The organism is Pseudomonas sp. LBUM1678, assembly GCF_059695575.1.
Genome location: NZ_CP166775.1, coordinates 1,581,654 through 1,605,052, shown reverse-complemented (window position 1 = coordinate 1,605,052; position 23,399 = coordinate 1,581,654). Strand labels below are relative to the sequence as shown.

Here is a 23,399-nt window from a genome sequence, read left to right as displayed (position 1 = left end):
AACAGCCCGGCGAGTATCGCCTATCGCCCGCTATTGCACATCCGTCAAAACCGCCGACAGGGCTCTGGATCAAAAGTTCAGACAGTCTTTGTATCGTCATCGCAACGCCATCACTTTGCCACTGCTCTGTCATAAACGATCGCGATACTGGCGCCAGTTTTTAGAGCGTCGGGTTCTACCCGGCCACTGTTTCCGTCCATCAATGGTCGGTTGTGTCCCGGATGGCTCAGTCATCCCCTTACATCTTCGGAGATTGATATGCGTCTTGCTTCCACGAAAACTGCGGCGGCCCTGTGTGGCGGTCTGCTGCTGGCCATGAGTGTTCCGGCCAGCGCCGCAGTCGACGCCAAACTGCTCGACATGCTTAAGGCAAACGGCTCGATTACCAACGCGCAATACGGCGAACTGCAAGCCGAGCTGGCCAGGGATCAGAAAGACCAGCAAATCGCCCGTCAGGCTCAGCAAGAGACCAACGAGCAGATCGCGGCAACCGCGAAGAAAACCAATGAACTGAGCACCTTCGACCAGAAACTGGCCTGGGCTGCCAAGACCCAATTCAAGGGTGACGTGCGTTTCCGTCAGGAGACGGTCAAGAACGATGGCGTTTCCAACAACCGCGACCAGGATCGTCAGCGCGTTCGTGCCCGCCTGGGTGCCTACACCGAGATCAACCCGCAAGTCGACACCGGCATCCGTATCGCCACCGGTAACAACGACGACGCGCGTTCCACCAACCAGAGCCTGGACAACTACTTCGACAAGAAGTCGATCTGGCTGGATCAGGGTTACGTCGACTACCACCCTACTGCCATCAAGAACCTGCACTTCGTTGGCGGCAAGATGCCACAGCAATGGGTGAGCATGGGCGACATCATCTGGGATAGCGACATCAGCCCTGAAGGCCTGGCACTTACCTACAAATACCCGCTGGGCGCGAGTACCGAGCTGTTCGGTAGCGCCGGCCACTACACCCTCAAGGACAACGTCGACGGCGACGGCGTGCAGTTCAAGCACGACTTGCGTCTGTACGCCGGTCAGTTGGGCGCGCGCTTCGCTCTCACCGACAACCTGAAACTGACCTTGGGTGGCAGCGTCTACGGCTACGACAACGACGACGACATCACCGCAGGCGGCACCAGCATTCCATCCGTGCTGGCCACCAACGGCAACACCCCGAACGAACAGTTCAAATTGTACGAAGGCTTTGGTCAGATCGACATCACCGGCCTGCCACTGCCGCTCTCGCTGTACGGCCAGTACGTCAACAACAAAGATGCCAGCAACGACCAGGATTCTGCCTGGCTGGCCGGTATAAAGACCAAGTTCTACGGCTTCGCCGTGGACTACAACTATCGCGACGTACAGCGTAACGCCGTGGTCGGCGCCTTCACCGACTCCGACTTCGCCAACGGTTTCACCGGTTCACGCGGCAGCAAGTTGAAAGTGAGCTACGAGCTGGACAAGAACTTCGCCCTGGGCGCGACGTACTTCATGGCTAACTCTGACTACACCAACGCCAACCTCAAGGATTCGGACATCAACACCCTGCAACTGGACGCCGAAGCCAAGTTCTAAGCAGTACCGTTCCACGCCTCGGGTCATGGATGCCTGAGGCGCTTTACAGTCTGGCGTGGATGGATCGATCCCCATCATCCGTTCGATGCATCCACGCCGGCCTGCTTCTCTTCCCCACGCTGACTCCACGACGCTACGGAATGTCCTTGCGACGCTCCGCAGCAAGACGCTCAGCGAGTGCATCAACCTCCGGCACTGCTTCCTCCGGCAAGTCGCGCAACGTCGCCTGCATCAGACGCATCTGACGAATGAACCGCCGGCAATTGGGGCAGAACATTAAATGATGCCGCACCATCAACTTCTCCCGAAAGCTCAACTGGCCATCGAGGTAGTCACTGGAACGTGCCACTTGTTCCTTACAGGTCAGCATTCACCGGTTTCCTCAAAGTGTTCTACGGTCGCAAAGACCTTCAACCGTGCCCGATGCAGCAGCACGCGAACATTGGAGAGCGAGATTTCCAGAAGATTACAGATCTCGTCCAGCTCCAGGCCCTGACGTTCCCGAAGTAACAGAACACTGCGTTGCAATTGCGGCAAGCTTAGCAAGGTGTGTTCAAGGCATTCGCGCAGCTCGTTTTGGGTGAGCAACGCTTCCGGGGTGTCCTGATGCCAGGCGAACGGCGCCACCAGCCAATGCCCGTCTGCGGCGGAAAAACGATCGTCATCAACGGTGCCATGCGGCGATGGAAGGTCATCAAGCAGCACTTCACGACGGTTTTGTTTGTAGCGACCTTTTGCCGAGTTTGCGGTGATGGTCAGCAACCAGGTCTTGAGGCTCGAACGCGCCTCAAACTTGCTCAGATGGCGCACGACTGACAGCCACGCGTCCTGCACCACTTCGTCGGCATGCCGACTGCCGACGATCGCATAAGCCACCGCACGCATCGGGCTCTGATAAGTGCTGACCAACTCTTTGAAGGCCTGTTGCTCACCTGCCAGCAAGCGTTCCAGCAGTTGCGCGTCGTCAGCCGCCATTCACAAATCCCCTTGTCCTGACCTCGAAAAATGAGTCGGCAGGACTCGCCGTAGGCATCGTCCTGCTGTCATTTCCGAAAATTACAGCGTCCTTACTGTTTCGAATGTAGGAAAAGCCGCCGCGAACCAGCGGAAAGAACGACAGCCGTCCACCTCAACGTTTGCGCAAAATCACGCTACCAATCGAGTAACCCGCGCCGAACGAACTGAGCACGGCCAGGGAACCGGCGGCCAGATCATCCTGATGCTTGTGAAACGAAATCACCGACCCGGCGGAGCTGGTGTTGGCGTAGGTATCGAGAATCACCGGGGCTTCTTCTTCGGTGGCTTCACGGCCCAGCAGTTTCTTGACGATCAGGTGATTCATGCTGAGGTTGGCCTGGTGCAACCAGAAGCGCTTCACGTCGCTGATGTTGAGCTTGTTCTCTTCCAGGTGCGTAGCGATCAGCTCGGCCACCATCGGGCAGACGTCGCGGAACACCTTGCGGCCTTCCTGCACGAACAGTTTGTCCTTGGCACCGATGCCCTCTTCCGCCGCGCGGTTGAGGAAACCGAAGTTGTTGCGGATGTTGTTGGAGAACTTGGTCAGCAGCTTGGTGCTGACCACATCGAACTGATACTTGGACGTCGCCAGATCAGCCCGCTCAATGATCACCGCCGTCGCCGCGTCGCCAAAGATGAAGTGGCTGTCACGGTCGCGGAAGTTCAGGTGACCGGTGCAGACTTCCGGGTTGACCATCAGGATCGCCCGGGCCTGGCCCAGTTGCACGCTGTTGGTGGCCGCCTGAATGCCGAAGGTCGCCGAGGAGCAGGCGACGTTCATGTCGTAACCGAAACCCTGGATGCCCAAGGCTTCCTGAACTTCGATGGCGATGGCCGGATAGGCGCGCTGCAGGTTGGAGCACGCGACGATCACGCCGTCGATGTCGGCGGCTGTTTTGCCGGCACGCTGCAAGGCTTGTTCGGCTGCGCCGATGGCCATCTGGCAAAGCACCGACCACTCGTCATTCGAACGTTCTGGCAGGCGTGGCGCCATGCGGTGCGGGTCGAGGATGCCGTCCTTGTCCATGACAAAGCGGCTCTTGATGCCGGACGCTTTTTCGATGAACGCAGCGCTGGATTCGGTCAACGCTTCGACTTCGCCACGGGCGATGGCGTCGGCGTTGTCGGCGTTGAATAGCGCGACGAAAGCGTTGAAAGACTGCACCAGCTCTTCATTGGAGATGCTGTTGGCCGGGGTATACAGGCCGGTGCCGCTGATGACGACGTTATGCATGGTCGTTTCTCTAATCTGTTCAGGCAGAAAGCGTTGGCACCGACGTACCAACACACAAAGGGTCTGTTCCCGTCACGGGAAGCACACCTGGCATCGCTTTATTCCGTACCGCCCGAACCTTGAAAGGCTCAAAACCGCGGGGCCGGCGTTTATAGGCGCGAAGTTTGCCATAAACATTGGGTTTTGGCGCCATTTTGCTGGATGACTCCCACCTACAGGCAATACAAAAACCTGTGGGAGCGAGCCTGCTCCGGGCGGCGTTCCGACGATGGCGGTATCACAGTCGATATAGATGTTGAATGTGATGGCCTCATCGCGAGCAGGCTCGCTCCCACAGGTACTGTACAAGTCTCGGGTTTACGGTTCGACCTGGGTCCACTGCTTGTTCAGGCGCTTGTCGGAGATCGGCACCTTGGTCCCCAATTGCTGGGCGAACAACGAAACCCGGTATTCCTCCAGCCACCAGCGATAAAGCTCCAGCTGCGGATCGCGTTTACCTTCCTGGGCGTGCTTGTTGGCGCGGGTCTGGTATTGGGCCCAGAGACCGGACAGTTCGCCACTCCAGACCCGGTCCCTCTGTACCTGCGCGCCGATTTTCTCGAAGCGTTGCTCGACCGCTTTCAAGTAACGCGGCAGTTCCTTGAGCCACTGCATCGGCGTTTCCCGGATAAACCCCGGATACACCAAATGACTGAGCTGCTGCTTGATGTCGTTCAGAGCCACGGCTTGTGCCAGATCGATCTTGCCCTTGAAGCGTTTTTGCAGGCCGTGCCAGAGCTTGAGAATCTCCAGCGCCAGTTTCGCCAGACGCTCGGCGTGCTCTGTCCAGCCACCGCGTTTGCGCTCGGCCAGTGACGCCAACCCCGCGCCATCCCGTGGCAGCGGGTCTTCACCATCGAGAATGCAGCTATCGAGGCTGGCCAGCAGGATGTCTTCTACCAAGGCATCGATGCGCCCCAATTCGCGGTACATCAAGCCCAGTTCGGTCAGCCCCGGCAACTTGCCGCGCAGGAACTTCGCTGGTTCGGCCAGTTGCTGCATCAACAAGCGCTGCAAGGCGCGGCGATGCTGAAACTCGGCTTCGGCCGGCGTGGAGAACCGCCCTTCCTTGACCGTCCCGCTCTCCTCCACCAGCGCCGGATAGACCGTCATCGACAGCCCGGCGATCTTCTGCTGGGTTTTCTCGGCAACGGCGGCGAAGACTTTTGGCTCGACCGGTTGCTGGTTTTTCGCGGTCTGTGGCACGGCCAACGCAGCCTGACTGGCCTCGGCAAAACGTGCAGTCAGTTCGGCCAGGTCTCGCCCTTCGCCGAGGAACTCGCCCTGGCCGTCGACGATTTCCAGGTTCATCCGCAGATGACTGTCGACCTGCTGCTCCGCTTCCGCCCAGGCTTCATCGCTGACCCGCGCGCCCGTCATGCGCAGCAGTTCGCGGCCCAACGCCTGCGGCAACGAGCCGTCGGCGAAGGTCATGCGCTGCAATGCGGCTTTGACGAAGTCCGGTACCGGCACAAAATTCTTGCGCAGGGCTTTTGGCAGGTTGCGCACCAGCGCTATGCACTTGGCCTCGATCACGCCGGGCAGCAGCCATTCCAGGCGTTCCGGCGGCAACATCGGCAACAGCGGCGCCGGTACACGCAAGGTCACACCGTCGCGTGGATGGTTCGGCTCGAAGTGGTAACTGAGGGCCAGTTCCAGATCGCCGATGTGCAAAGTATCCGGGTAATGCAGGGCGGTGACTTCGCTTGCCTCACGGGCTAGCACGTCTTCTTCGCGCATGATCAGCAACTGCGGGTCTTTCTGGCTGTTGACCCGATACCAACTGTCGAAGGTCGCCGTCTGGTGGATCTCCGCCGGCAGTCGCGCATCGTAGAAAGCGAACAGGGTTTCTTCGTCGGCCAGAATGTCGCGACGACGGGCCTTGGCCTCCAGTTCGTCGAGTTGTTCCAGCAGTTGCTGGTTGGCCGTCAGGCACTTGGCTTTGGATTGAATCTCGCCCCGCACCAGGCCTTCGCGAATGAAAAACTCACGGGACACCACCGGATCGATCGGCCCGTAATGCACCGGTCGGCGACCGACCACGATCAGCCCGAACAGGGTGATCTGCTCGAAGGCCACGACCTGACCGCGCTTCTTCTCCCAGTGCGGTTCGAAGTGGTTTTTCTTGATCAGGTGCCCGGCCAGCGGTTCGATCCAGTCGGAGTCGATCTTGGCGACCATGCGTGCGTAGAGCTTGGTGGTTTCCACCAGTTCGGCGGTCATCAGCCATTGCGGGCGCTTTTTGCCCAGCCCGGATGACGGGTGAATCCAGAAGCGTCGCTGACGGGCACCGAGGTAATCGCCTTCATCGGTTTTCTGACCGATCTGGCTGAGCAGGCCCGAGAGCACGGCTTTGTGCAATTTCGGGTAATCCGCTGGCTCTTTGTTGAGGCTCAACTGCATGTCGCGGCAGATCAGGCTCAGCTGACGGTGCGAGTCGCGCCATTCGCGCAGACGCAGGTAATTGAGGAAATTCTTGCGGCACCAGTTGCGCAGCGGACTCGCCGTCAGCGCCTGACGCTGCTCTTCAAAACCACGCCACAGATTGACCAGCCCGGCGAAGTCCGAGTCCACGTCTTTCCACTGAGCGTGCGCCTGATCCGCCGCTTGCTGACGCTCCGGCGGACGTTCGCGCGGGTCTTGAATCGACATGGCGCTGGCGACGATCAGCACTTCCTGAAGGCTGCCGAGTTTCGCCGCTTCCAGCAGCATGCGGCCCATGCGCGGATCCACCGGAAGGCGCGCCAACTGGCGGCCGAGCGGGGTCAGTTGGCTGTTGCGGTCCACCGCCGAGAGCTCTTGCAGCAGGTTGAAACCGTCACTGATGGCCTTGCCATCCGGCGGCTCGATAAACGGGAAATCAGTGATCTCGCCGAGGCGCAGATGCAGCATCTGCAGGATAACCGCCGCGAGGTTGGTCCGCAGGATTTCAGGGTCGGTAAATTCCGGGCGACCGATGAAGTCTTCTTCGCCATAGAGGCGGATGCAGATGCCCGGCTCGACCCGTCCGCACCGGCCTTTACGCTGGTTGGCGCTGGCCTGGGAAATGGCTTCGATGGGCAGGCGCTGGACCTTGGCGCGGTAGCTGTAACGGCTGATGCGCGCGGTGCCGCTGTCGATCACGTAACGAATGCCCGGCACCGTCAGCGAGGTTTCGGCGACGTTGGTCGCCAGCACCACGCGACGGCCTGGGTGCGACTGGAAAATTCGCTGCTGTTCGGCCGGCGACAGTCGTGCGTAGAGCGGCAGAATCTCGGTGTGCTTGAGCTGAGCCTTGCGCAGCATGTCCGCGGCGTCGCGAATTTCCCGTTCGCCGGGCAGGAACACCAGCACATCGCCGGGGCTCTTGCGCTCGCTGCGTTCGAACGCGGCGATTTCGTCGAGGGTGGCGAGAATCGCCTGATCCACCGTCAAGTCGTCCTCGACGCGGTTGCCCTCTTCGTCCTGCTCCAGGGTCAGCGGGCGATACCAGGTGTCTACCGGGAAGGTTCGGCCCGAAACCTCGACAATCGGCGCATCGTCGAAGTGCTTGGAGAAGCGCTCCAGATCGATGGTTGCCGACGTGATGATGACTTTAAGGTCCGGACGACGCGGCAGCAGGGTTTTCAGGTAACCGAGCAAGAAGTCGATGTTGAGGCTGCGTTCGTGGGCTTCGTCGACGATGATCGTGTCGTAGCGTTCGAGGTAGCGGTCGTTCTGGGTTTCCGCCAGCAGGATGCCGTCGGTCATCAACTTGATCAGGGTGTTGGAATCGCTCTGGTCCTCGAACCGCACTTGATAGCCGACCAGCGCGCCCAACGGCGTCGCCAGTTCCTCGGCAACGCGGCTGGCCACGCTGCGCGCAGCGATTCGACGCGGTTGGGTGTGGCCGATGAGGCCATGTTGGCCACGACCGATTTCCAGGCAGATCTTCGGCAGCTGGGTGGTTTTGCCCGAACCGGTTTCGCCGGCAATGATCAGCACCTGATGTTTGAGCAGCGCCTCTTTGATTTCATCGCGCTTGGCGGCGATCGGCAAACTGTCGTCGTAACGAATCACCGGCAGACTGGCACGCCGCGCCAACACCTGGTCACAGGACGCCTGCATGCGTGTCACCCACTGGGCCAGCTTGGCCTCGTCAGGTTTCTTGCGCAGCTCAAGCAACTGCCGCCGCAGCCGGTGGCGGTCGGCGAGCATGGCGTGATCGAGGTTTTTCAGCAGTTTGTCGATGGAAGGCGATTCGTCAGTCATCAGGTACGCAATAAGTGGTCTGGTGGCGCAGAGGGCGATTGTCGCAGATTTGCGTGCATGGCGACGAATGCAACCCGCTTTTGTGGCGAGGGAGCTTGCTCCCGTTGGGCTGCGAAGCGGCCCCAAAAGGGGACTGCTACGCAGTCCAACGGGAGCAAGCTCCCTCGCCACAGTGTTCACTCAGATGGATTATTCGTTATCGAGGCCCTTGCGCCGATACGGGAACACGTCGATCACCTTGCCGGCGCGAATGGATTCCTGAAGGCTTTTCCAGTAATCGGCGTTGTACAACTCGCCATGCAACTGGTCAAACAGCTTCCTTTGCCCGGAATCGGCAAACAAAAACGGCGGAAACTCCTCGGGGAAGACATCCAGTGGCCCGATCGAGTACCACGGCTCGGACGCCATCTCGTCTTCCGGTGTGCGCGGTTGCGGGATGTGACGGAAGTTGGCCTCCGTCAGGAAACAAATCTCGTCATAGTCATAAAACACCACGCGACCGTGCCGGGTGACGCCGAAGTTCTTCAACAGCATGTCGCCGGGAAAGATGTTCGCCGCCGCCAGTTGCTTGATCGCCAGACCGTAATCCTCCAGCGCCTCACGCACCTGCGCCTCGTTGGCGTTTTCCAGGTACAGGTTCAGCGGCGTCATGCGCCGTTCGGTCCAGCAGTGGCGGATCAGCACCGTGTCGTCTTCCACCGACACCGTGGACGCGGCCACTTCAAGCAGTTCTTCCAGGCACGCCGGGTCGAACTTGCTCAACGGGAAGCGAAAATCGGCGAATTCCTGGGTATCGGCCATGCGCCCGACGCGGTCGACGCTTTTCACCAAACGGTATTTTTCGATCACCGTGGCGCGGTCGACGTTTTTCGACGGCGAGAAACGGTCCTTGATGATTTTGAATACGGTGTTGAAACCCGGCAGCGTAAACACGCTCATCACCATGCCGCGCACACCGGGAGCCATGATGAACTGGTCGTCGGTACTGGCCAGGTGATTGATCAGCGCCCGGTAGAACTCGGACTTGCCGTGCTTGTAGAAACCAATCGAGGTGTACAGCTCGGCGATGTGTTTGCCCGGCAGGATCCGCCGCAGGAAACCGATGAACTCCGCCGGCACCGGCACATCCACCATGAAATACGAACGGGTGAACGAGAAGATGATCGACACGTCCGCTTCATCGGTGATCAGCGCATCGATCTGGATGCCGCGACCTTCGAGGTGCAGCAGCGGAATCGCCAGCGGCCATTGCTCGTCAGTGGTGTAGATGCGCCCCACCAGGTACGCGCCCTTGTTGCGATAGAGCACCGAGGAAAACAGTTCGACGCTCAACTCCGGATCCTTGCACACCCAATCCGGCAGGTTCTCACGCAGTTGGGCTTCGAGGCGGCACAGGTCGCCGGACAGATCGGCGTAATCCTCACTGAAGCTGTAATCGGCAAAAATGCTCGCGAGCATGCCGGACAACTGACCCTGAGGCTTGTAGGTTCGGGTTTGCGCAGCCCGGGCCCGGCGAAGGCTTGGTCGGGTGGTGTGGATGAACATGCAGCCGTCGCTGATCAGGTCATGGCTGAACAGCCCGCAGAAAATCGAGTTGTACCAAGTCTCGGACAGTTCATCGTCGAAGCGCAGGTCGATCAGGGTGATGTAAGCGCTTTTGACCAGCGGCCAGCAACTGACGTCCAGCGTGTCGGCGTCAAACGCGATGCGCAGCCGTTCCACCGTTTCGCTGACTTTCTCTTCGTACAGATTGATCCGCGCGGCCGAGGCGACCTGCGCCTCCTGCCACAGGGCCTGCTCGAAGCGGGCCCGGGCGCCGTCCGTGATCTGGCGGAAATGCTCGCGGTAATCGTCAAAGCCATCGATGATCATTCGGGCGATGTCGGCGGCTGGCCATTGCTGCGGCATGGTGAGACCTCTGCGGGAATTCGGGAGCCCTGAGCTTAGCCAGTGAACCGGGTGCAGGAGAAGCGTAATTTTCGGCTCGGGTTAAATGCTCGTTTTTCGGTTGCCATGGATAAGGCGCTCGGCAACACTCTCGTCCCCATCAAGGAAGGAGTGTTCCGTGAGCCCTGTCGATATTTTCCGTTTACTGTCGCTGGCAGCGATCTGGGGTGCGAGCTTTCTGTTCATGCGCATCATCGCCCCCGTGATTGGCACAATCCCCACGGCCTTTTTCCGTGTGTCGATTGCTGCCACCGGCTTGCTGGTGATCCTGGGGCTGATGCGCATCAGCTGGGATTTCAAAGGCAAACTGAAGACGGTGATGCTGCTTGGCGTGATCAACTCCGGGATTCCGGCGACCCTCTATTCGGTGGCCGCCCAAGTTTTGCCGGCCGGCTATTCGGCGATTTTCAACGCCACCACGCCATTGATGGGCGTGTTGATCGGCGGCCTGTTTTTCCATGAAAGACTGACCGCTGCCAAGCTTGGCGGGGTGTTCCTTGGGCTGCTTGGCGTGGGTGTCCTGACCCGTGCCGGTCCGGTGGCGTTCGACATGGAGTTGCTGATGGGCGCCGTCGCCTGCCTGCTCGCCACCACCTGTTATGGCTTTGCCGGATTCCTGGCCCGCCGCTGGCTCGATCACGCGGGCGGTCTGGACAGCCGTCTATCGGCGCTGGGCAGCATGCTCGGGGCAACGCTGTTTTTACTACCGTTGTTCGGCTACAGCGTGATCAGCCAGCCGCCGGCAAGCTGGGGTGGCTGGAATGTCTGGTTGTCGTTGCTGGGGTTGGGGCTGGTGTGTACGGCGCTGGCGTACATCATTTACTTCCGTTTGCTCAGCTCGATCGGGCCGGTGAGGTCGATGACCACGACCTTCCTGATCCCGCCGTTCGGGGTGTTGTGGGGGGCGCTGTTGCTGGATGAGCCGTTGTCGATGGCGCATATCTATGGCGGGGTGTTGATTGCGGCGGCGTTGTGGCTGGTGTTGAAGCCTTCGGTGAAGGCTGCAGCGGTGGCTGCCAAGTAATTTGTAGAGGCTGATGCCGTCATCGCGAGCAGGCTCGCTCCCACAGGTAATTTCAGTGTTCACAAATATTGTGTTCACAGGAGATCCAATGTGGGAGCGAGCCTGCTCGCGATGGCGCCAGCCCAGGCACTACAAAGCTGACTGACTCACCTCCCCATCCACCAACCGCCGAATCCCCAGCGGATTGGCGTTCTGCAACGCCTCGGGCAGCAATGCATCCAGATAATTCTGGAAGCACACTGGCCGCAGAAACCGGTCAATCGCCAACGTCCCGACCGACGTCCCGCGCGAATCCGACGTCGCCGGATACGGCCCGCCATGCACCATCGCCTCACACACCTCGACCCCGGTCGGGTAGCCATTGAGCAAGATCCGCCCAACCTTTTCCTGCAGCAACTCCGCCAGCCAACGGTACTCCAGCAACTCCTCGGCCTCGCCAATCAGCGTCGCCGTCAATTGCCCGCGCAGGCCGTGCAACGCCGCTGCCAGCTGCGCCTGGTCCTCAACCTCGATGACGATGGTGGTCGGGCCAAAGACTTCTTCCTGAAGCAACTCATCGCCCTTGAGCAGCAGGCTGACGTCAGCCTTGAACACTTGCGGTTGCGCCTGATTGCCCTGTTGCGGTTTGCCCGCCAGGTGCGTCAGCCCCGGATGCTCGTGCAGTTCTCCAATACCCCGGCTGTAACTGACCAGCGCGCCGGCATTGAGCATGGTTTGCGCCGGTTGCTGGTTCATGCTGGCGCAGAACGTTTCCAAAAACAGGCTGAACTGCGGCGAGCGCACACCGATGACCAGGCCCGGATTGGTGCAGAACTGCCCGCACCCCAACGTCACCGAACCGGCCAGTTGCGCGGCGATTTGCTCGCCGCGCACCTTGAGCGCTTCGGGCAGCAGGAACACCGGGTTGATGCTCGACATCTCGGCAAACACCGGGATCGGCTGCGGCCGCGTCGCGGCCATGTGGCTCAGGGCATTACCGCCCTTGAGCGAACCGGTGAAGCCCACGGCCTGAATCGCCGGGTGCTTGACCAGCCATTCACCGACACCCGCGCCATAAATCATGTTGAATACGCCGGCCGGCATTTCGGTGCGTTCGGCGGCGCGGATGATTGCGTCCGCGACCCACGCGGCCGTCGCCATGTGCCCGCTGTGTGCCTTGAACACCACCGGGCATCCGGCGGCCAGCGCCGAAGCGGTATCGCCACCGGCGGTTGAAAACGCCAAGGGAAAGTTACTGGCACCGAACACGGCGACCGGCCCTAACGCGATGCGGTACTGGCGCAGGTCCGGACGTGGCAAGGGCTGGTGATCCGGCAGCGCCCGATCGATGCGCGCTCCATAGAAATCGCCGCGCCGCAGGACCTTGGCGAACAAGCGCATCTGCCCGCTGGTGCGTCCGCGCTCACCCTGGATGCGCCCGGCCGGCAATGCGGTTTCGCGGCACACGGTGGCGACGAAGTCATCGCCCAAGGCATCGATTTCATCGGCGATGGCGTCGAGGAACTGCGCACGTTTTTCCGCGCTGAGGTTGCGGTAGGCCGGGTAGGCAGCGGCCGCAGCATTGGCTGCCGCGTCCACTTCCGCTTCAGTGGCCTGGAAAAAACTGCCCGGCAGCGCTTCGCCCGTCGTGGCATCGAGGCTTTGCAGCTGCTGCGTACTGTTGCCGCTGCGCTGGCCGCCGATGTAGTTGTGTCCGAGTATCGTGGTCATTTCGGATTCCTTGATCAATTTCAGACCTGTAGGAGCCGGCTTGCTGGCGATGGCGATTTGGCGCGCGAGGTTAATGTTGATTGTGCGATCGCTATTGCCAGCAAGCCGGCTCCTACAGGGGGGTCAGAGTGTGCGCACCTGACCGATGGCCAACGGCTGGGCGCTTTCGCCGATACCGTTTTCCAGTGGCGCGCCGAACTCATCGAGGCGGATCTGGAAGCGATCCCCCGGCTGGGTTTTCACTCCGTCGGCAAACGACAGCGTGGCCGTGCCGAAGTAATGCACGTGCACGTCGCCGGGGCGCAGAAACTGCGCGTACTTGAAGTGGTGAAATTCGAGGTTGGCGAGGCTGTGGCACATGTTGTCTTCGCCGCTGAGAAACTCTTTTTCCCAAAGCGTTTCACCATTGCGAATGATGCGGCTGGTGCCGGCCAGATGCTTGGGTAACTCACCGACGCGCAGCTCCGGACCGTAGGCGCAGAAGCGCAGTTTCGAATGGGCAAGATAGAGGTAATTGCGCCGCTCCATCACATGGTCGGAGAACTCGTTGCCCAAGGCGTAACCGACGCGGTACGGCTGGCCGTCGTCGCCGATCACGTAAAGGCCGGTCAGCTCCGGCTCTTCGCCAGCGTCTTCGGCAAAGGGCGGCACCGGGAAGTCGGCGCCGGGGCGCACGACGATGCTGCCGTCCCCCTTGTAGAACCATTCCGGTTGCGCGCCGACCTGTCCGGCCGCCGGTTTGCCACCCTCAAGACCCCATTTGAAAATGCGCATGGTGTCGGTCATGCCGGCTTCGACCGCACCGTCCTGCTGGTGCATTTTGTCCCGCGCCGAGGCGCTGCCCAAATGGGTCAGACCGGTGCCGCTGATCAGGCAATGCGCGGGGTCTTCGTGGTCCAGTGGCGGCAGGATTTTGCCCCGCTGCAACAGCTGGGCGTAATCCGGGCCTGGCTCGGTGCCGCGTAAAGCGACCTCTTCTTGCAGACTGCGTTGGGCTTGGATCGCTGCGAGTGCCAGCTCACGGGTGCTGCGGGTGCCTTTCAGCACCTGGACCTGCGAGCCTTCGACGAGGCCGACCTGGCGTTCACCGGCAGTGTTTTCAAATTGAATCAGGCGCATGACGGCCTCCAGAAAGTCAGGGATTGGGGTCACTCGATGATGTTGAAGTCGCTCAAGTATTCATCGGAGATTTCCAGGCCCAGGCCCGGCTTGTCATCGTCGAGCTGGATGTAGCCGTTGACCGGTTGCGGCTCGCCCTTGAACACGTAGTAGAAGAGTTCGTTGCCGACCTCGACGTCGAACACCGGGAAAAACTCGGCCATCGGCGAGGCGGTGGTGGACATCGTCAGGTGGTAGTTGTGCATTTGCCCGGCGTGCGGGATCACCGGCACCGACCAGGCTTCGGCCATGGCGTTGATTTTGCGCGCGGCGGTGATGCCGCCGACACGGTTGGTGTCGTACTGGATCACGTCGACGGCGCGGCGTTCCAGCAGGTCTTTGAAGCCGTAGGACGTGAACTCATGCTCGCCGCCGGAGATCGGCATGATCCCCATTTTTTTCAGTTCGATGTAGCCCTCGATGTCGTCGGCGATGACCGGTTCTTCGAGCCAGCGTGGTTCGAACTCGGCGAGTTTGGGCAACATGCGGCGGGCATATTCCAGGGTCCAGCCCATGTAGCATTCGAGCATGATGTCGATGTCCGGGCCGGCCAGGTTACGCAGCGCACGCACTTGTTCGATGTTTTTGCGCATGCCCGCCGGGCCGTCTTTCGGGCCATAGCCGAAGCGCATTTTCAGCGCGGTGAACCCCTGATTCAGGTAGCCCTGGGCTTCTTCGAGGAACAGGTCGAGGTTGTCGTTGGCGTAGAGTTTGGAGGCGTAGGTCCAGATCTTTTCCTTGGTACGGCCGCCGAGCAGTTTGAACACCGGTTTGTTCACGGCTTTGCCCATGATGTCCCAGATGGCGATGTCGATCGCCGAGATCGCCGCCATGCCGATGCCTTTGCGGCCCCAGGCGTGGCTCTGGCGGTACATTTTCTGCCAGATGTATTCGTTGTCGAACGGGTCTTCGCCAAGCGCAATCGGCGCCAGGTAGGTGTCGATGATCTCCTTGGCCACACGTGGCGCCAGGGCGCAGTTACCGATGCCGACGAGACCGGTGTCGGTCTCGACTTCCACCACCAGCCAGCCGTGGAACCGGAACGAGCCCATGGCATCGCCGCGCTCGAACAGGATGTCACTGGCGTTGGTGCAGAAGTGTGCTTGAGGGGGAACGACTTTGCCTTTCCACTCGAAAACGCGGGTACGGATGGCTTTGATTTTCATGAATACAGTTCCTTGCGCTGCCGGCTTTTTGTAGTTGTTGAGTCGCTGCGCAGAGCCCCCCGGGTGGCGGGTTCCGGCATTCGATGGAGCGACTTTAGCCAGCGCTCGGGGGGTGCGGATAATCACTTATGCGTATCCGGCGATAACCTGGGGTAATAGGAAAAAGCGGATATTGGTTAGATCGGGTTATCAGCCACTCCACAAAACTGTAGGAGCCGGCTTGCTGGCGATTGCAGTTCGTCAGACACGTTTAAGGTGTCTGCCAAACCGCGATCGCCAGCAAGCCGGCTCCTACAAAGGTATTGCGGTGTCAGTAGTTGTTGGTGCCCATCCGGCAAGCAATCTCAAATGCCTGGCGAATCGCCCCGACGTTCGCCTTGCCCTGCCCGGCAATGTCGAATGCGGTGCCGTGGGCCGGGGTGGTGATGGGGATCGGCAAGCCGCCCTGAACTGTCACGCCACGGGAGAAGCCCATCAACTTGATCGCGATCTGTCCCTGGTCGTGATACATCGTCACCACCGCGTCAAAGGCACTGGCATCGCCCTGAACCTTGAGGAAGATCGTGTCGGCGGGGTACGGCCCTTCAGCCGCAATCCCCAGCGCCTGGGCCGAACGCACGGCCGGGCCAATGATGTCCAGTTCTTCGCGACCGAACGAGCCGTTGTCGCCGTTGTGCGGGTTCAAGCCACACACGCCGATGCGCGGTTTTTCCAGACCGTTGCGCTTGAGCGCGGTGTCGATCAGCTGGATCGCTTCCATTACCCGCGTCTGACTGAGCATGCCCGGTACTTCGGCCAGCGCCACATGAGAGGTCACGCGCGAGGTCCAGAGGTTGTCGAGCACGTTGAATTCGCAGAACGGCCCGTGGAAATCCAGCAACTCGGCGAACCAGTGCAGCTCATCGCTGTGAGCCATGCCGGCCATGTGCAGCGAGGTCTTGTTCAACGGCCCGAACAGCACCGCGTCGGTAGTCCCGGCCTCGGTCAGGCGCAGGGCTTGTTCCAGGGTATCGAGGCTGTAGCGACCGCCGATGACACTGGCTTCACTGCGCGGAAACTCACCGACGGTGTCGCCGCGAAAGTCGTAGAACAGCGGCGTGTCATCAGCAAACTCCAGTTGATCCAGCGACTCGACGCGACGGTAAGGAAATTCCGTCCCGGCGATGCGCATGCCACGGTGCATTTCGGCCTCGTCGGCGATCAGGATCACATTGGCCTGGCTGCGCACTTGAGACTCTGCGAGCAGGCGTGCGATCAGTTCCGGGCCGATGCCCGCCGGGTCACCCAGCACCATCGCGATGGTTGTCTTGGTCATGCTTCTCTCCTCAAGGGTTCAGGCCATTGACGGTCAATGGCGCAAGGCTCGCAGCGATAAACCCGCTGCGCGTTGCTGTAGAACAGTCGCTCCTGATCGGCGCTCGGCAGATCAGCAACGATGGATTTAAAACCGCTGTAGATGTCGTCGAACGAGCCGCACAGGCTGTCCACCGGAAAGTTGCTGGCGAACATCGCCCGGTCAGTGCCGAACATGGCGATCACTTCGCGCACGATCCAGGCGTTGTCCTTGGCGCGCCATGCCTGGCCCTTCTGGCCAAGACCGGAAATCTTCACCTGCACGTTCGGCCACTCGGCCAGTCGCGCCATCGCCAAGCGCCAACCCGCCAGGCCTTCGGCACTGCGGTCATTGGGCAACCCGGCGTGGTTGAGAATCAGCGTGGTACCGGGAAAATCCCGGGCCAGCCGTTCGGCCTCGTGCAGGTTCCACCACGGAGTCTGCAAGTCGAAATGCAACCCCAGCCCTTCAAGTGCAGCAAAACTGCGCCGCCAGTGTTCGTCGCTCATCAGGCTGCGCACATGGCCCACCTGCGCAGGTGAAACCGGTCCGCCAGGTTTGTGGCGCACGCTGCGCACGCACTTGAAACTGGCCTGTTCGGTCAGTACCACAATCGCGTCCGGGTGATCGAGCCAGGCCTGCGCCACGACCGCATTGGGTACGCCGTAACGGGCGGTCAGACTTTCGATGAACACGGTTTCTCCAATCGGGTCTTGCGGGTCCCATTCGGTCTCGACGTACACCGTTTGCACCACGCGGTGCGGGCCGGCGTCTGCGAAATAGTCCTCAGGAAAATAGCGCCGCTTGATCGCGCTGTAATCGCCGTAGCGAAACGCAATGTTGGCTTCGGGCGCCAGCCACGGATGGTCATTGATCGACGGGTCCCAGAAGTGATGATGGGCGTCGATGATCGGGCCGTTCCATGCTCTGTCAGATAAGTGATCACCCATGGCGTACCTCGATTTATTATTTTTGTGAATGCCATGCGCTGCCTGTTTGCCGCGCTGATGAGCACTATCGAAGGCCCAGTGATAACCGTCTAATCAATGATTGAGATACGGCGATAGCCTCGGGTTATGGCAAGCCCTGTTTTTAAGGTGCTTTCACGGTACGCCGCCTAAACCGACTTTCCGCTCAAAAGGCTCTGGTGCAAAGCCTTCAGCGACAATCACTGATTTGTCCGTCCCGACCTATAACCCCAGGCTATCGGTGTATGTTTTGTTTTGACTAGACGCCGGGGCGGACCCTTCCCACACTCAGGCCAGGCTTGCAGCTTTTGAGCACCGACAAGTCATTCATAACAATTACAAAAAACGAGGCCTTCCATGCGAAATGCATTCGTCCGTCGCACATCCCGTCTGGTTCTTGGCTGTACGCTGATCGCCGCCGGCGCCCTCCCCACGCTTGCCAACGCCGCCTGGCAGCCAGACAAGAACGTCGAAATCGTCGTCGCCGGAGGCCCCGGTGGCGGCACTGACCAACTCGGTCGGCTGATCCAGTCGATCATCACCACGCACAAGTTCCTCGACGTGAATACCATCGTCCTCAACAAGGGCGGCGGTAATGGCGCCGAAGCCTTCCTCGACTTGAAGATGAACAAGGGCGATCCGGAAAAACTGGTGATCGGCACCAATAACATCTACCTGTTGCCGCTGGTATCCAAGCTCGGCTATCAATGGCAGGAACTGACCCCTGTCGCCGCCGTCGCCGAAGACGACTTCATTCTCTGGAGCTACAAGGATGCGCCGTGGAAAGACGCCAAAGGCTTCTACGAAGCCGCCAAGGCTGATCCGTCGAAACTGCGCATGGGCGGCAGCCAGTCCAAGGATGTCGACCAGACCCTGACCCTGCTGCTCAACCAGACCAACAACAGCAAACTGGTGTACATCCCGTTCAAGAGCGGCAGCGAAGCCGCGACCCAACTGGCCGGCAAACACATCGCCGCCAACGTCAACAACCCCAGCGAAAGCATCAGCCAATGGCGCGGTGACCAGGTCGAGCCGCTCTGCGTGTTCAGTAAAGAGCGCATGAGCTATACCGATAAGGTCGCGGGTGACAAATCCTGGGCCGACGTGCCGACTTGCCACGAACAGGGCCTGGGCATCGATCAGTACCGCTTCCCGCGCACCGTGTTCATGCCCGGCGAAGTCACCGCCGAACAGCGCGCGTTCTATGTCGAGCTGATGCGCAAAGTCACCGAGACCCCGGAGTTCAAGGCCTACGTCAAGCAGAACGCGTTGGTACCCACCTTCCTCGAAGGCGAGCCGCTGACCGCCTACATTGAGAAAGACACCGCCCGCGTCACGCCGGTGTTCAAAGAAGCCGGCTGGCTGAAAAACTGAGTTGTCCACGGCCGTCCGCGAGCGCACGGCCGTCACCTCTGGAGGTGCTTTCATGTCCCATTCTTCGGATTCACCGGCGCTGGTCGATACCCGCTGGGTCGAACTCGGCCTGACACTCTTCACCACGCTGATCGGCGCGGTGGTGATGTTCGGCAGTCTCGAACAAGGTATCGGCTGGGGCGATTCCGGCCCCGAGCCGGGTTACTTCCCCTTCTACATCGGCCTGCTGTTGAGCGCCGCGAGCGTGGGCAACGGCGTGTTGACCGTGGTGCGCTGGCAAGCCCTGAGCATTGCATTTGTCAGCCGCAGTGCATTCAAACAAGTGCTGTCGGTGTTCATCCCGATTGCGCTGTTCGTTGGCGCCATGCCGTTCACCGGCATCTACGTGGCCTCGGCCTGTTTCATCGCCTGGTTCATGTGGCGTGACACAGTACGCGTCAAACCCTATGGCAAGTTGATGATCGCCACCGTGTCCCTCGGTGCAGTGCTCGCCAGCTACCTGATTTTCGCGCTGTGGTTCAAGGTCCCGCTGGATGCCGGCCCGATGGGCGACTGGATTAGCCTGGCCGGGAGAAGTTTCAAATGAGCGAATTCGATTCCCTGCTGCAAGGCATGAACCTGATCCTGACCCCGGGTCATATCGGTCTGATGGTGATCGGCGTGCTGCTGGGCATTCTGGTCGGCGTATTGCCCGGCCTCGGCGCCCCCAATGGCGTGGCGCTGCTTTTGCCGCTGACGTTCACCATGTCGCCGGTGTCGGCGATCATTCTGCTGTCGTGCATGTATTGGGGCGCGCTGTTCGGCGGCTCGATCACCTCGATTCTGTTCAATATCCCCGGCGAGCCCTCATCGGTGGCGACCACGTTCGACGGCTACCCGATGGCCCGGGAAGGTCGCGCCGCCGAAGCCCTGACCGCCGCGTTCAGTTCGGCGCTGATCGGCGCCCTGGCCGGGGTGTTGTTGCTGACGTTCCTGTCGACCAAGATCGCCGCGTTCGCCATGTCGTTCAGTTCACCGGAGTTCTTCGCGGTGTACCTGTTGGCGTTCTGCACCTTCATCGGCATGAGCAAGAACCCGCCGCTGAAAACCGTAGTGGCAATGATGATCGGCTTCGCCATGGCGGCCGTGGGCATGGACACCGTGTCCGGCAACCTGCGCCTGACTTTCGACCAGCCAACCCTGATGACCGGTATCAGTTTCGAAGTGGCGGTGATCGGTCTGTTCGGCATCGGCGAGATCCTTTGCACCGTCGAAGAAGGCCTGGTATTTCGCGGCGAGCATGCGCGCATCACACCGATGATCATCCTGCGCACCTGGGCCAAGTTGCCGCGTTACTGGTGGACGATTGTGCGCAGCACGCTGGTCGGTTGCTGGATGGGCATCACGCCGGGCGGCCCGACCGCTGCCTCGTTCATGAGCTACAGCCTGGCGCGGCGCTTCTCGAAGAACCGCGACAACTTCGGCAAGGGCGAACTCGAAGGCGTGATCGCCCCGGAAACTGCCGACCACGCCGCCGGCACCAGTGCGCTGTTGCCGATGCTGACCCTTGGCATTCCCGGTTCGGCCACCGCAGCGGTAATGCTCGGCGGCTTGATGATCTGGGGCCTGCATCCTGGGCCGACGTTGTTCGTCGAGCAGCATGATTTCGTCTGGGGCCTGATCGCCAGCATGTACCTCGGTAACGTGGTGAGCCTGATTGTGGTGTTGGCCACTGTGCCGCTGTTCGCTTCGATCCTGCGCATTCCGTTCTCGATCATTGCGCCGATCATCATCATGGTCTGCGCCATCGGTGCCTACTCGGTACACAACTCGTTCTTCGACGTGGTGTTGATGCTCGGGTTCGGCGCGCTGGGTTATCTGTTCAAGAAACTCGGTTACCCGATCGCGCCGCTGGTGTTGGCGGCGGTGCTGGGCGACAAGGCGGAAGATGCGTTCCGTCAGTCGATGTTGTTTTCCGATGGGCACTTGGGGATCTTCTGGTCGAACCCGTTGGTGGGCTGCCTGACCACGGCGGCGCTGCTGATGCTGTTCTGGCCGTTGATTTCCAAGGTGTTGGGAACCCTGACCGGTCTGCGCAAACCCCAGGTCGCCAAGCCTAAATCGGTGCTGTGACACAGCAATGCTGGCAACGCCTGACATTTGTTGTCAGGCTTGCCGCAGTCCTTTTTGCGAGCACGGCCACATGACCCGAATTCCTGCTGCCAATGTGATCCACAGTCGACTGCGTCTGCGCCAACTGCGGCTGATGCTGGCATTACAGGAATTCGGCTCGTTGCGCCGCGCCGCCGACCACATCGGCATGACCCAACCGGCGGCCACCAAAATGCTGCACGAAGCCGAGGACTTGCTCGGCGTCGAGCTCTTCGAACGCCTGCCTCGGGGCATGCGCTCTACCCCGTTCGGGGAAACCGTCATCTACTACGCGCGCATGGTGTTTGCCGAACTCAGCGGTATGCGTGAAGAGCTGGTCGCACTCGAATCCGGCAACCTTGGCCGGGTCGCGGTTGGTGCAATTCCGGCGCTGGCTTCGGGGCTGTTGACCCGCACCATCGCAACCTTGAAACAGAGCCATCCGCGGTTGTCGATGAGCATTCAGGTCGACACCAGCGACGTGCTGGTGCAGGCCTTGTTGCAGGATCAACTGGATATTGTATTGGGCCGGATTCCGGCGGGCGCGCGGGCCGAGGAGTTGCTGTTCGACAGCCTCGGCGAAGAAGCCTTGTGCGTCATAGCCGGTGCGCAGAACCCGTTGGCGCAGGAGAAAAACCTGAGCTGGGCAGAGTTGCAGAACATGACCTGGGTGCTGCAACAGCAACCGAGCCCGATGCGCGCGATCATCAATCAGGTGTTCCACAACGCACGGGTCGACATCCCCAGCAGCATCGTTGAAACCACCTCGATCATGACCTTGCTGTCATTGATCCAGCAGACCGACATGCTCGGCGTGACGCCGGTGTCGGTGGTGGAAGATTATCCGGGCCGTGATTTGCTGGCGGTGTTGCCGATCAAGTTCGAGGCACGGCTGCCGCCGTATGGGCTGATCACCCGGCGCCATCGCATTCAATCGTCGGCGATGCAGGCGTTCATGAATTCGGTGCGGGCCGAGCATGCGTTGAGCAAATAACAGGTTTTTTTGGTTGGGGTACATATCCGTTTTTTGGGTAACGGCGGCTTTTGGTTCCGCCCTTACGGCGGGGCAGGTCAAGATCTAAAGCCAAAGCAAGGCGGCCTGATAGCCGACCTGTCCGTCCCGGTCATCGGCGGTGAACACCCATGTCATGCCCGCCAAAAATCCCCTGTGGGAGCTAGCCTGCTAGCGATGGACATTAACGATAACGCGTGCGGTCTGAATGAACGCGGTGTCTGGACGTCCATCGCTAGCAGGCTAGCTCCCACAGGAGGAATGCATGCATCCGAAGAACCAGGTCGGCCCGAAGGCCGCCTCGCGTTGCTGTGGCGGTAGTCGCCCCCTCGAGAGGCCGAGTGGAGGTTCTGCGCAGTGGGCACCGCGGCAGGGATGCCGCGGTAGCCGCCCCCGGCCATGGATGGCCGATGGCGGCGGGCCCACGGAGCAGGACCGGAGCGAGGGCATGGCGAGCCTAAGCGAGCCACCGAACGTCAGGGGCAAGAGCGCTTGGTTACTTGGCGCTTCTCCAAGTGACCCGCCGTAAGGGCGGAACCAAAAGCCGCCGTTACCAAAACAACGGATATGCCCCCGACCCGTTCCTACCCTGCCTTACGAAACACGAACACCAGACCGATGATGATCAGCAGCATGCCGAGCATGCTCAATGCCGCCAGCCGATTACCAAAAATCAGGTAGTCCATCACCGCTGTCACCGCCGGCACCAGGTAAAACAGACTGGTGACATTCACCAGATTGCCCCGGGCGATCAAGCGGTATAACAACAAGGTTGCCAGCACCGACACCACCAACCCCATCCACAACACCGGCACGATGAAACCGCTGCTGTGTTCGAAATGAAACGGCTGGAACGGTACGAAGATCCCGCAAAGCAACAGGCCCGCCAGGTACTGCACCGGCAGTGTACCGAGGGGATTGTCGGTGATGCGTTTCTGCATGATCGAACCGAACGTCATGCTTGCCAGCGCCAGCAAACCAAAGAGCATGCCCGCCAGTGACATGCCGGCCAGACCGATGCCTTGGTAAACCACCATGATCAACCCGGCCAGGCCCAGCGCCAGGCCGAACATCCGGCTGGCTGAGCGCTGCCGCTCCATAATCACCACCGTGAGAATCGGCTGCACGCCCATGATCGTCGCCATCACGCCCGGGGTGACTTTCAGGTCCAGGGCCAGCAGATAAAAAATCTGATAAGCCCCCAGCAACACCACGCCCGTGGCCATCGCATACAGCATCGGCTTGCCGCCCTTGGGCAGTTTCAGCTTGAGCAACGGCACCAGCAGCATCAATCCGCACAAGGCGATGGCAAAGCGAATCAGCAGAAAGGCAAAGGGTGAGGCGTGGGCCAGGCCCCATTTGGAGAAGATCGCCCCGCTGCTCCACAGCAGAACGAACAGGCTCGTGGACGCCGCCGCGAGCGCGGATTTTTTCGAAAGGAAAAACATGAATACCACCTGTAGTCAGGCAAAAAAAGCCAAG

At 60.4% G+C, this 23,399-nt stretch carries 17 protein-coding genes; 6 read left to right on the top strand and 11 right to left on the bottom strand.

What is annotated here, in order from left to right:
* The first annotated feature begins 258 nt into the window (after window positions 1–258).
* Entirely contained in the window at window positions 259–1,575 is a 1,317-nt protein-coding gene (locus ACA070_RS07240) for a putative porin (protein WP_497450606.1), read from the top strand.
* 133 nt (window positions 1,576–1,708) lie between these two features.
* Here ACA070_RS07240 and ACA070_RS07235 read toward each other — a convergent pair whose 3' ends face one another.
* The 5 genes from ACA070_RS07235 to aceK form a co-directional block, all read right to left on the bottom strand.
* A complete protein-coding gene (locus tag ACA070_RS07235; RefSeq protein ID WP_497450605.1) occupies window positions 1,709–1,945 on the bottom strand; it encodes an anti-sigma factor family protein in 237 nt (78 codons plus the stop codon).
* Entirely contained in the window at window positions 1,939–2,550 is a 612-nt protein-coding gene (locus tag ACA070_RS07230) for an RNA polymerase sigma factor (protein WP_497450604.1), read from the bottom strand. The genes ACA070_RS07235 and ACA070_RS07230 overlap by 7 nt, the downstream gene beginning before the upstream one ends.
* Window positions 2,551–2,704: 154 nt before the next feature.
* Entirely contained in the window at window positions 2,705–3,826 is a 1,122-nt protein-coding gene (locus tag ACA070_RS07225) for a beta-ketoacyl-ACP synthase III (RefSeq protein ID WP_497450603.1), read from the bottom strand.
* 357 nt (window positions 3,827–4,183) lie between these two features.
* Entirely contained in the window at window positions 4,184–8,095 is a 3,912-nt protein-coding gene (gene hrpA, locus ACA070_RS07220; protein WP_497450602.1) for an ATP-dependent RNA helicase HrpA, read from the bottom strand.
* A 189-nt stretch (window positions 8,096–8,284) separates the two neighbouring features.
* Window positions 8,285–10,003: a bifunctional isocitrate dehydrogenase kinase/phosphatase gene (gene aceK, locus ACA070_RS07215; protein WP_497450601.1), complete on the bottom strand. Its 1,719-nt coding sequence runs from the start codon at window positions 10,001–10,003 to the stop codon at window positions 8,285–8,287.
* A 157-nt stretch (window positions 10,004–10,160) separates the two neighbouring features.
* Between aceK and ACA070_RS07210 the strand changes: the two genes are divergently transcribed.
* Complete coding sequence (locus tag ACA070_RS07210) at window positions 10,161–11,066, top strand: DMT family transporter (protein ID WP_497450600.1); 906 nt, start codon at window positions 10,161–10,163, stop codon at window positions 11,064–11,066.
* A gap of 129 nt (window positions 11,067–11,195) precedes the next feature.
* Here the strand turns inward: ACA070_RS07210 and ACA070_RS07205 are convergent, their stop codons facing one another.
* From ACA070_RS07205 to ACA070_RS07185, 5 genes are all read right to left on the bottom strand, one after another.
* Window positions 11,196–12,776, bottom strand: coding sequence for an aldehyde dehydrogenase (NADP(+)) (locus ACA070_RS07205; RefSeq protein ID WP_497450599.1), 1,581 nt, complete (start codon window positions 12,774–12,776; stop codon window positions 11,196–11,198).
* Between the two features lie 123 nt (window positions 12,777–12,899).
* Window positions 12,900–13,895 (bottom strand): AraD1 family protein, encoded by a 996-nt coding sequence (gene araD1 / locus ACA070_RS07200; protein WP_497450598.1) that lies wholly within the window; start codon window positions 13,893–13,895, stop codon window positions 12,900–12,902.
* A gap of 29 nt (window positions 13,896–13,924) precedes the next feature.
* Window positions 13,925–15,100: an L-rhamnonate dehydratase gene (locus ACA070_RS07195; protein WP_497450597.1), complete on the bottom strand. Its 1,176-nt coding sequence runs from the start codon at window positions 15,098–15,100 to the stop codon at window positions 13,925–13,927.
* Between the two features lie 310 nt (window positions 15,101–15,410).
* A complete protein-coding gene (locus tag ACA070_RS07190; RefSeq protein ID WP_497450596.1) occupies window positions 15,411–16,415 on the bottom strand; it encodes a 4-hydroxythreonine-4-phosphate dehydrogenase PdxA in 1,005 nt (334 codons plus the stop codon).
* Window positions 16,412–17,383 (bottom strand): amidohydrolase family protein, encoded by a 972-nt coding sequence (locus ACA070_RS07185; protein ID WP_497450595.1) that lies wholly within the window; start codon window positions 17,381–17,383, stop codon window positions 16,412–16,414. The genes ACA070_RS07190 and ACA070_RS07185 overlap by 4 nt, the downstream gene beginning before the upstream one ends.
* A gap of 375 nt (window positions 17,384–17,758) precedes the next feature.
* Here ACA070_RS07185 and ACA070_RS07180 point away from each other — a divergent pair, with 375 nt between their 5' ends.
* The 4 genes from ACA070_RS07180 to ACA070_RS07165 all read left to right on the top strand — a co-directional run bounded on the left by ACA070_RS07180 (window position 17,759) and on the right by ACA070_RS07165 (window position 21,899).
* Window positions 17,759–18,775, top strand: coding sequence for a Bug family tripartite tricarboxylate transporter substrate binding protein (locus ACA070_RS07180; RefSeq protein ID WP_497450594.1), 1,017 nt, complete (start codon window positions 17,759–17,761; stop codon window positions 18,773–18,775).
* Window positions 18,776–18,827: 52 nt separating this feature from the next.
* Window positions 18,828–19,361, top strand: coding sequence for a tripartite tricarboxylate transporter TctB family protein (locus tag ACA070_RS07175; RefSeq protein WP_497450593.1), 534 nt, complete (start codon window positions 18,828–18,830; stop codon window positions 19,359–19,361).
* The gene (locus ACA070_RS07170; RefSeq protein WP_497450592.1) at window positions 19,358–20,887 is read left to right on the top strand and encodes a tripartite tricarboxylate transporter permease; all 1,530 of its coding nucleotides are present in this window, start codon (window positions 19,358–19,360) and stop codon (window positions 20,885–20,887) included. The genes ACA070_RS07175 and ACA070_RS07170 overlap by 4 nt, the downstream gene beginning before the upstream one ends.
* 70 nt (window positions 20,888–20,957) lie before the next feature.
* A complete protein-coding gene (locus ACA070_RS07165) occupies window positions 20,958–21,899 on the top strand; it encodes a LysR family transcriptional regulator (RefSeq protein ID WP_497450591.1) in 942 nt (313 codons plus the stop codon).
* Between the two features lie 602 nt (window positions 21,900–22,501).
* Here the strand turns inward: ACA070_RS07165 and ACA070_RS07160 are convergent.
* Window positions 22,502–23,365, bottom strand: coding sequence for a DMT family transporter (locus ACA070_RS07160; RefSeq protein WP_497450590.1), 864 nt, complete (start codon window positions 23,363–23,365; stop codon window positions 22,502–22,504).
* Between the last annotated feature and the right edge of the window lie 34 nt (window positions 23,366–23,399).

Excerpts from the sequence above, each read along its gene's own strand:
- hrpA (WP_497450602.1), bottom strand. The coding sequence starts at position 8,095 with ATGACTGACGAATCGCCTTCCATCGACAAACTGCTGAAAAACCTCGAT.
- ACA070_RS07195 (WP_497450597.1), bottom strand. The coding sequence starts at position 15,100 with ATGAAAATCAAAGCCATCCGTACCCGCGTTTTCGAGTGGAAAGGCAAA.
- ACA070_RS07240 (WP_497450606.1), top strand. The coding sequence starts at position 259 with ATGCGTCTTGCTTCCACGAAAACTGCGGCGGCCCTGTGTGGCGGTCTG.
- ACA070_RS07165 (WP_497450591.1), top strand. The coding sequence starts at position 20,958 with ATGACCCGAATTCCTGCTGCCAATGTGATCCACAGTCGACTGCGTCTG.
- ACA070_RS07175 (WP_497450593.1), top strand. The coding sequence starts at position 18,828 with ATGTCCCATTCTTCGGATTCACCGGCGCTGGTCGATACCCGCTGGGTC.
- ACA070_RS07170 (WP_497450592.1), top strand. The coding sequence starts at position 19,358 with ATGAGCGAATTCGATTCCCTGCTGCAAGGCATGAACCTGATCCTGACC.
- ACA070_RS07160 (WP_497450590.1), bottom strand. The coding sequence starts at position 23,365 with ATGTTTTTCCTTTCGAAAAAATCCGCGCTCGCGGCGGCGTCCACGAGC.
- ACA070_RS07225 (WP_497450603.1), bottom strand. The coding sequence starts at position 3,826 with ATGCATAACGTCGTCATCAGCGGCACCGGCCTGTATACCCCGGCCAAC.
- araD1 (WP_497450598.1), bottom strand. The coding sequence starts at position 13,895 with ATGCGCCTGATTCAATTTGAAAACACTGCCGGTGAACGCCAGGTCGGC.
- ACA070_RS07190 (WP_497450596.1), bottom strand. The coding sequence starts at position 16,415 with ATGACCAAGACAACCATCGCGATGGTGCTGGGTGACCCGGCGGGCATC.
- ACA070_RS07180 (WP_497450594.1), top strand. The coding sequence starts at position 17,759 with ATGCGAAATGCATTCGTCCGTCGCACATCCCGTCTGGTTCTTGGCTGT.
- ACA070_RS07205 (WP_497450599.1), bottom strand. The coding sequence starts at position 12,776 with ATGACCACGATACTCGGACACAACTACATCGGCGGCCAGCGCAGCGGC.
- ACA070_RS07230 (WP_497450604.1), bottom strand. The coding sequence starts at position 2,550 with ATGGCGGCTGACGACGCGCAACTGCTGGAACGCTTGCTGGCAGGTGAG.
- aceK (WP_497450601.1), bottom strand. The coding sequence starts at position 10,003 with ATGCCGCAGCAATGGCCAGCCGCCGACATCGCCCGAATGATCATCGAT.
- ACA070_RS07185 (WP_497450595.1), bottom strand. The coding sequence starts at position 17,383 with ATGGGTGATCACTTATCTGACAGAGCATGGAACGGCCCGATCATCGAC.
- ACA070_RS07235 (WP_497450605.1), bottom strand. The coding sequence starts at position 1,945 with ATGCTGACCTGTAAGGAACAAGTGGCACGTTCCAGTGACTACCTCGAT.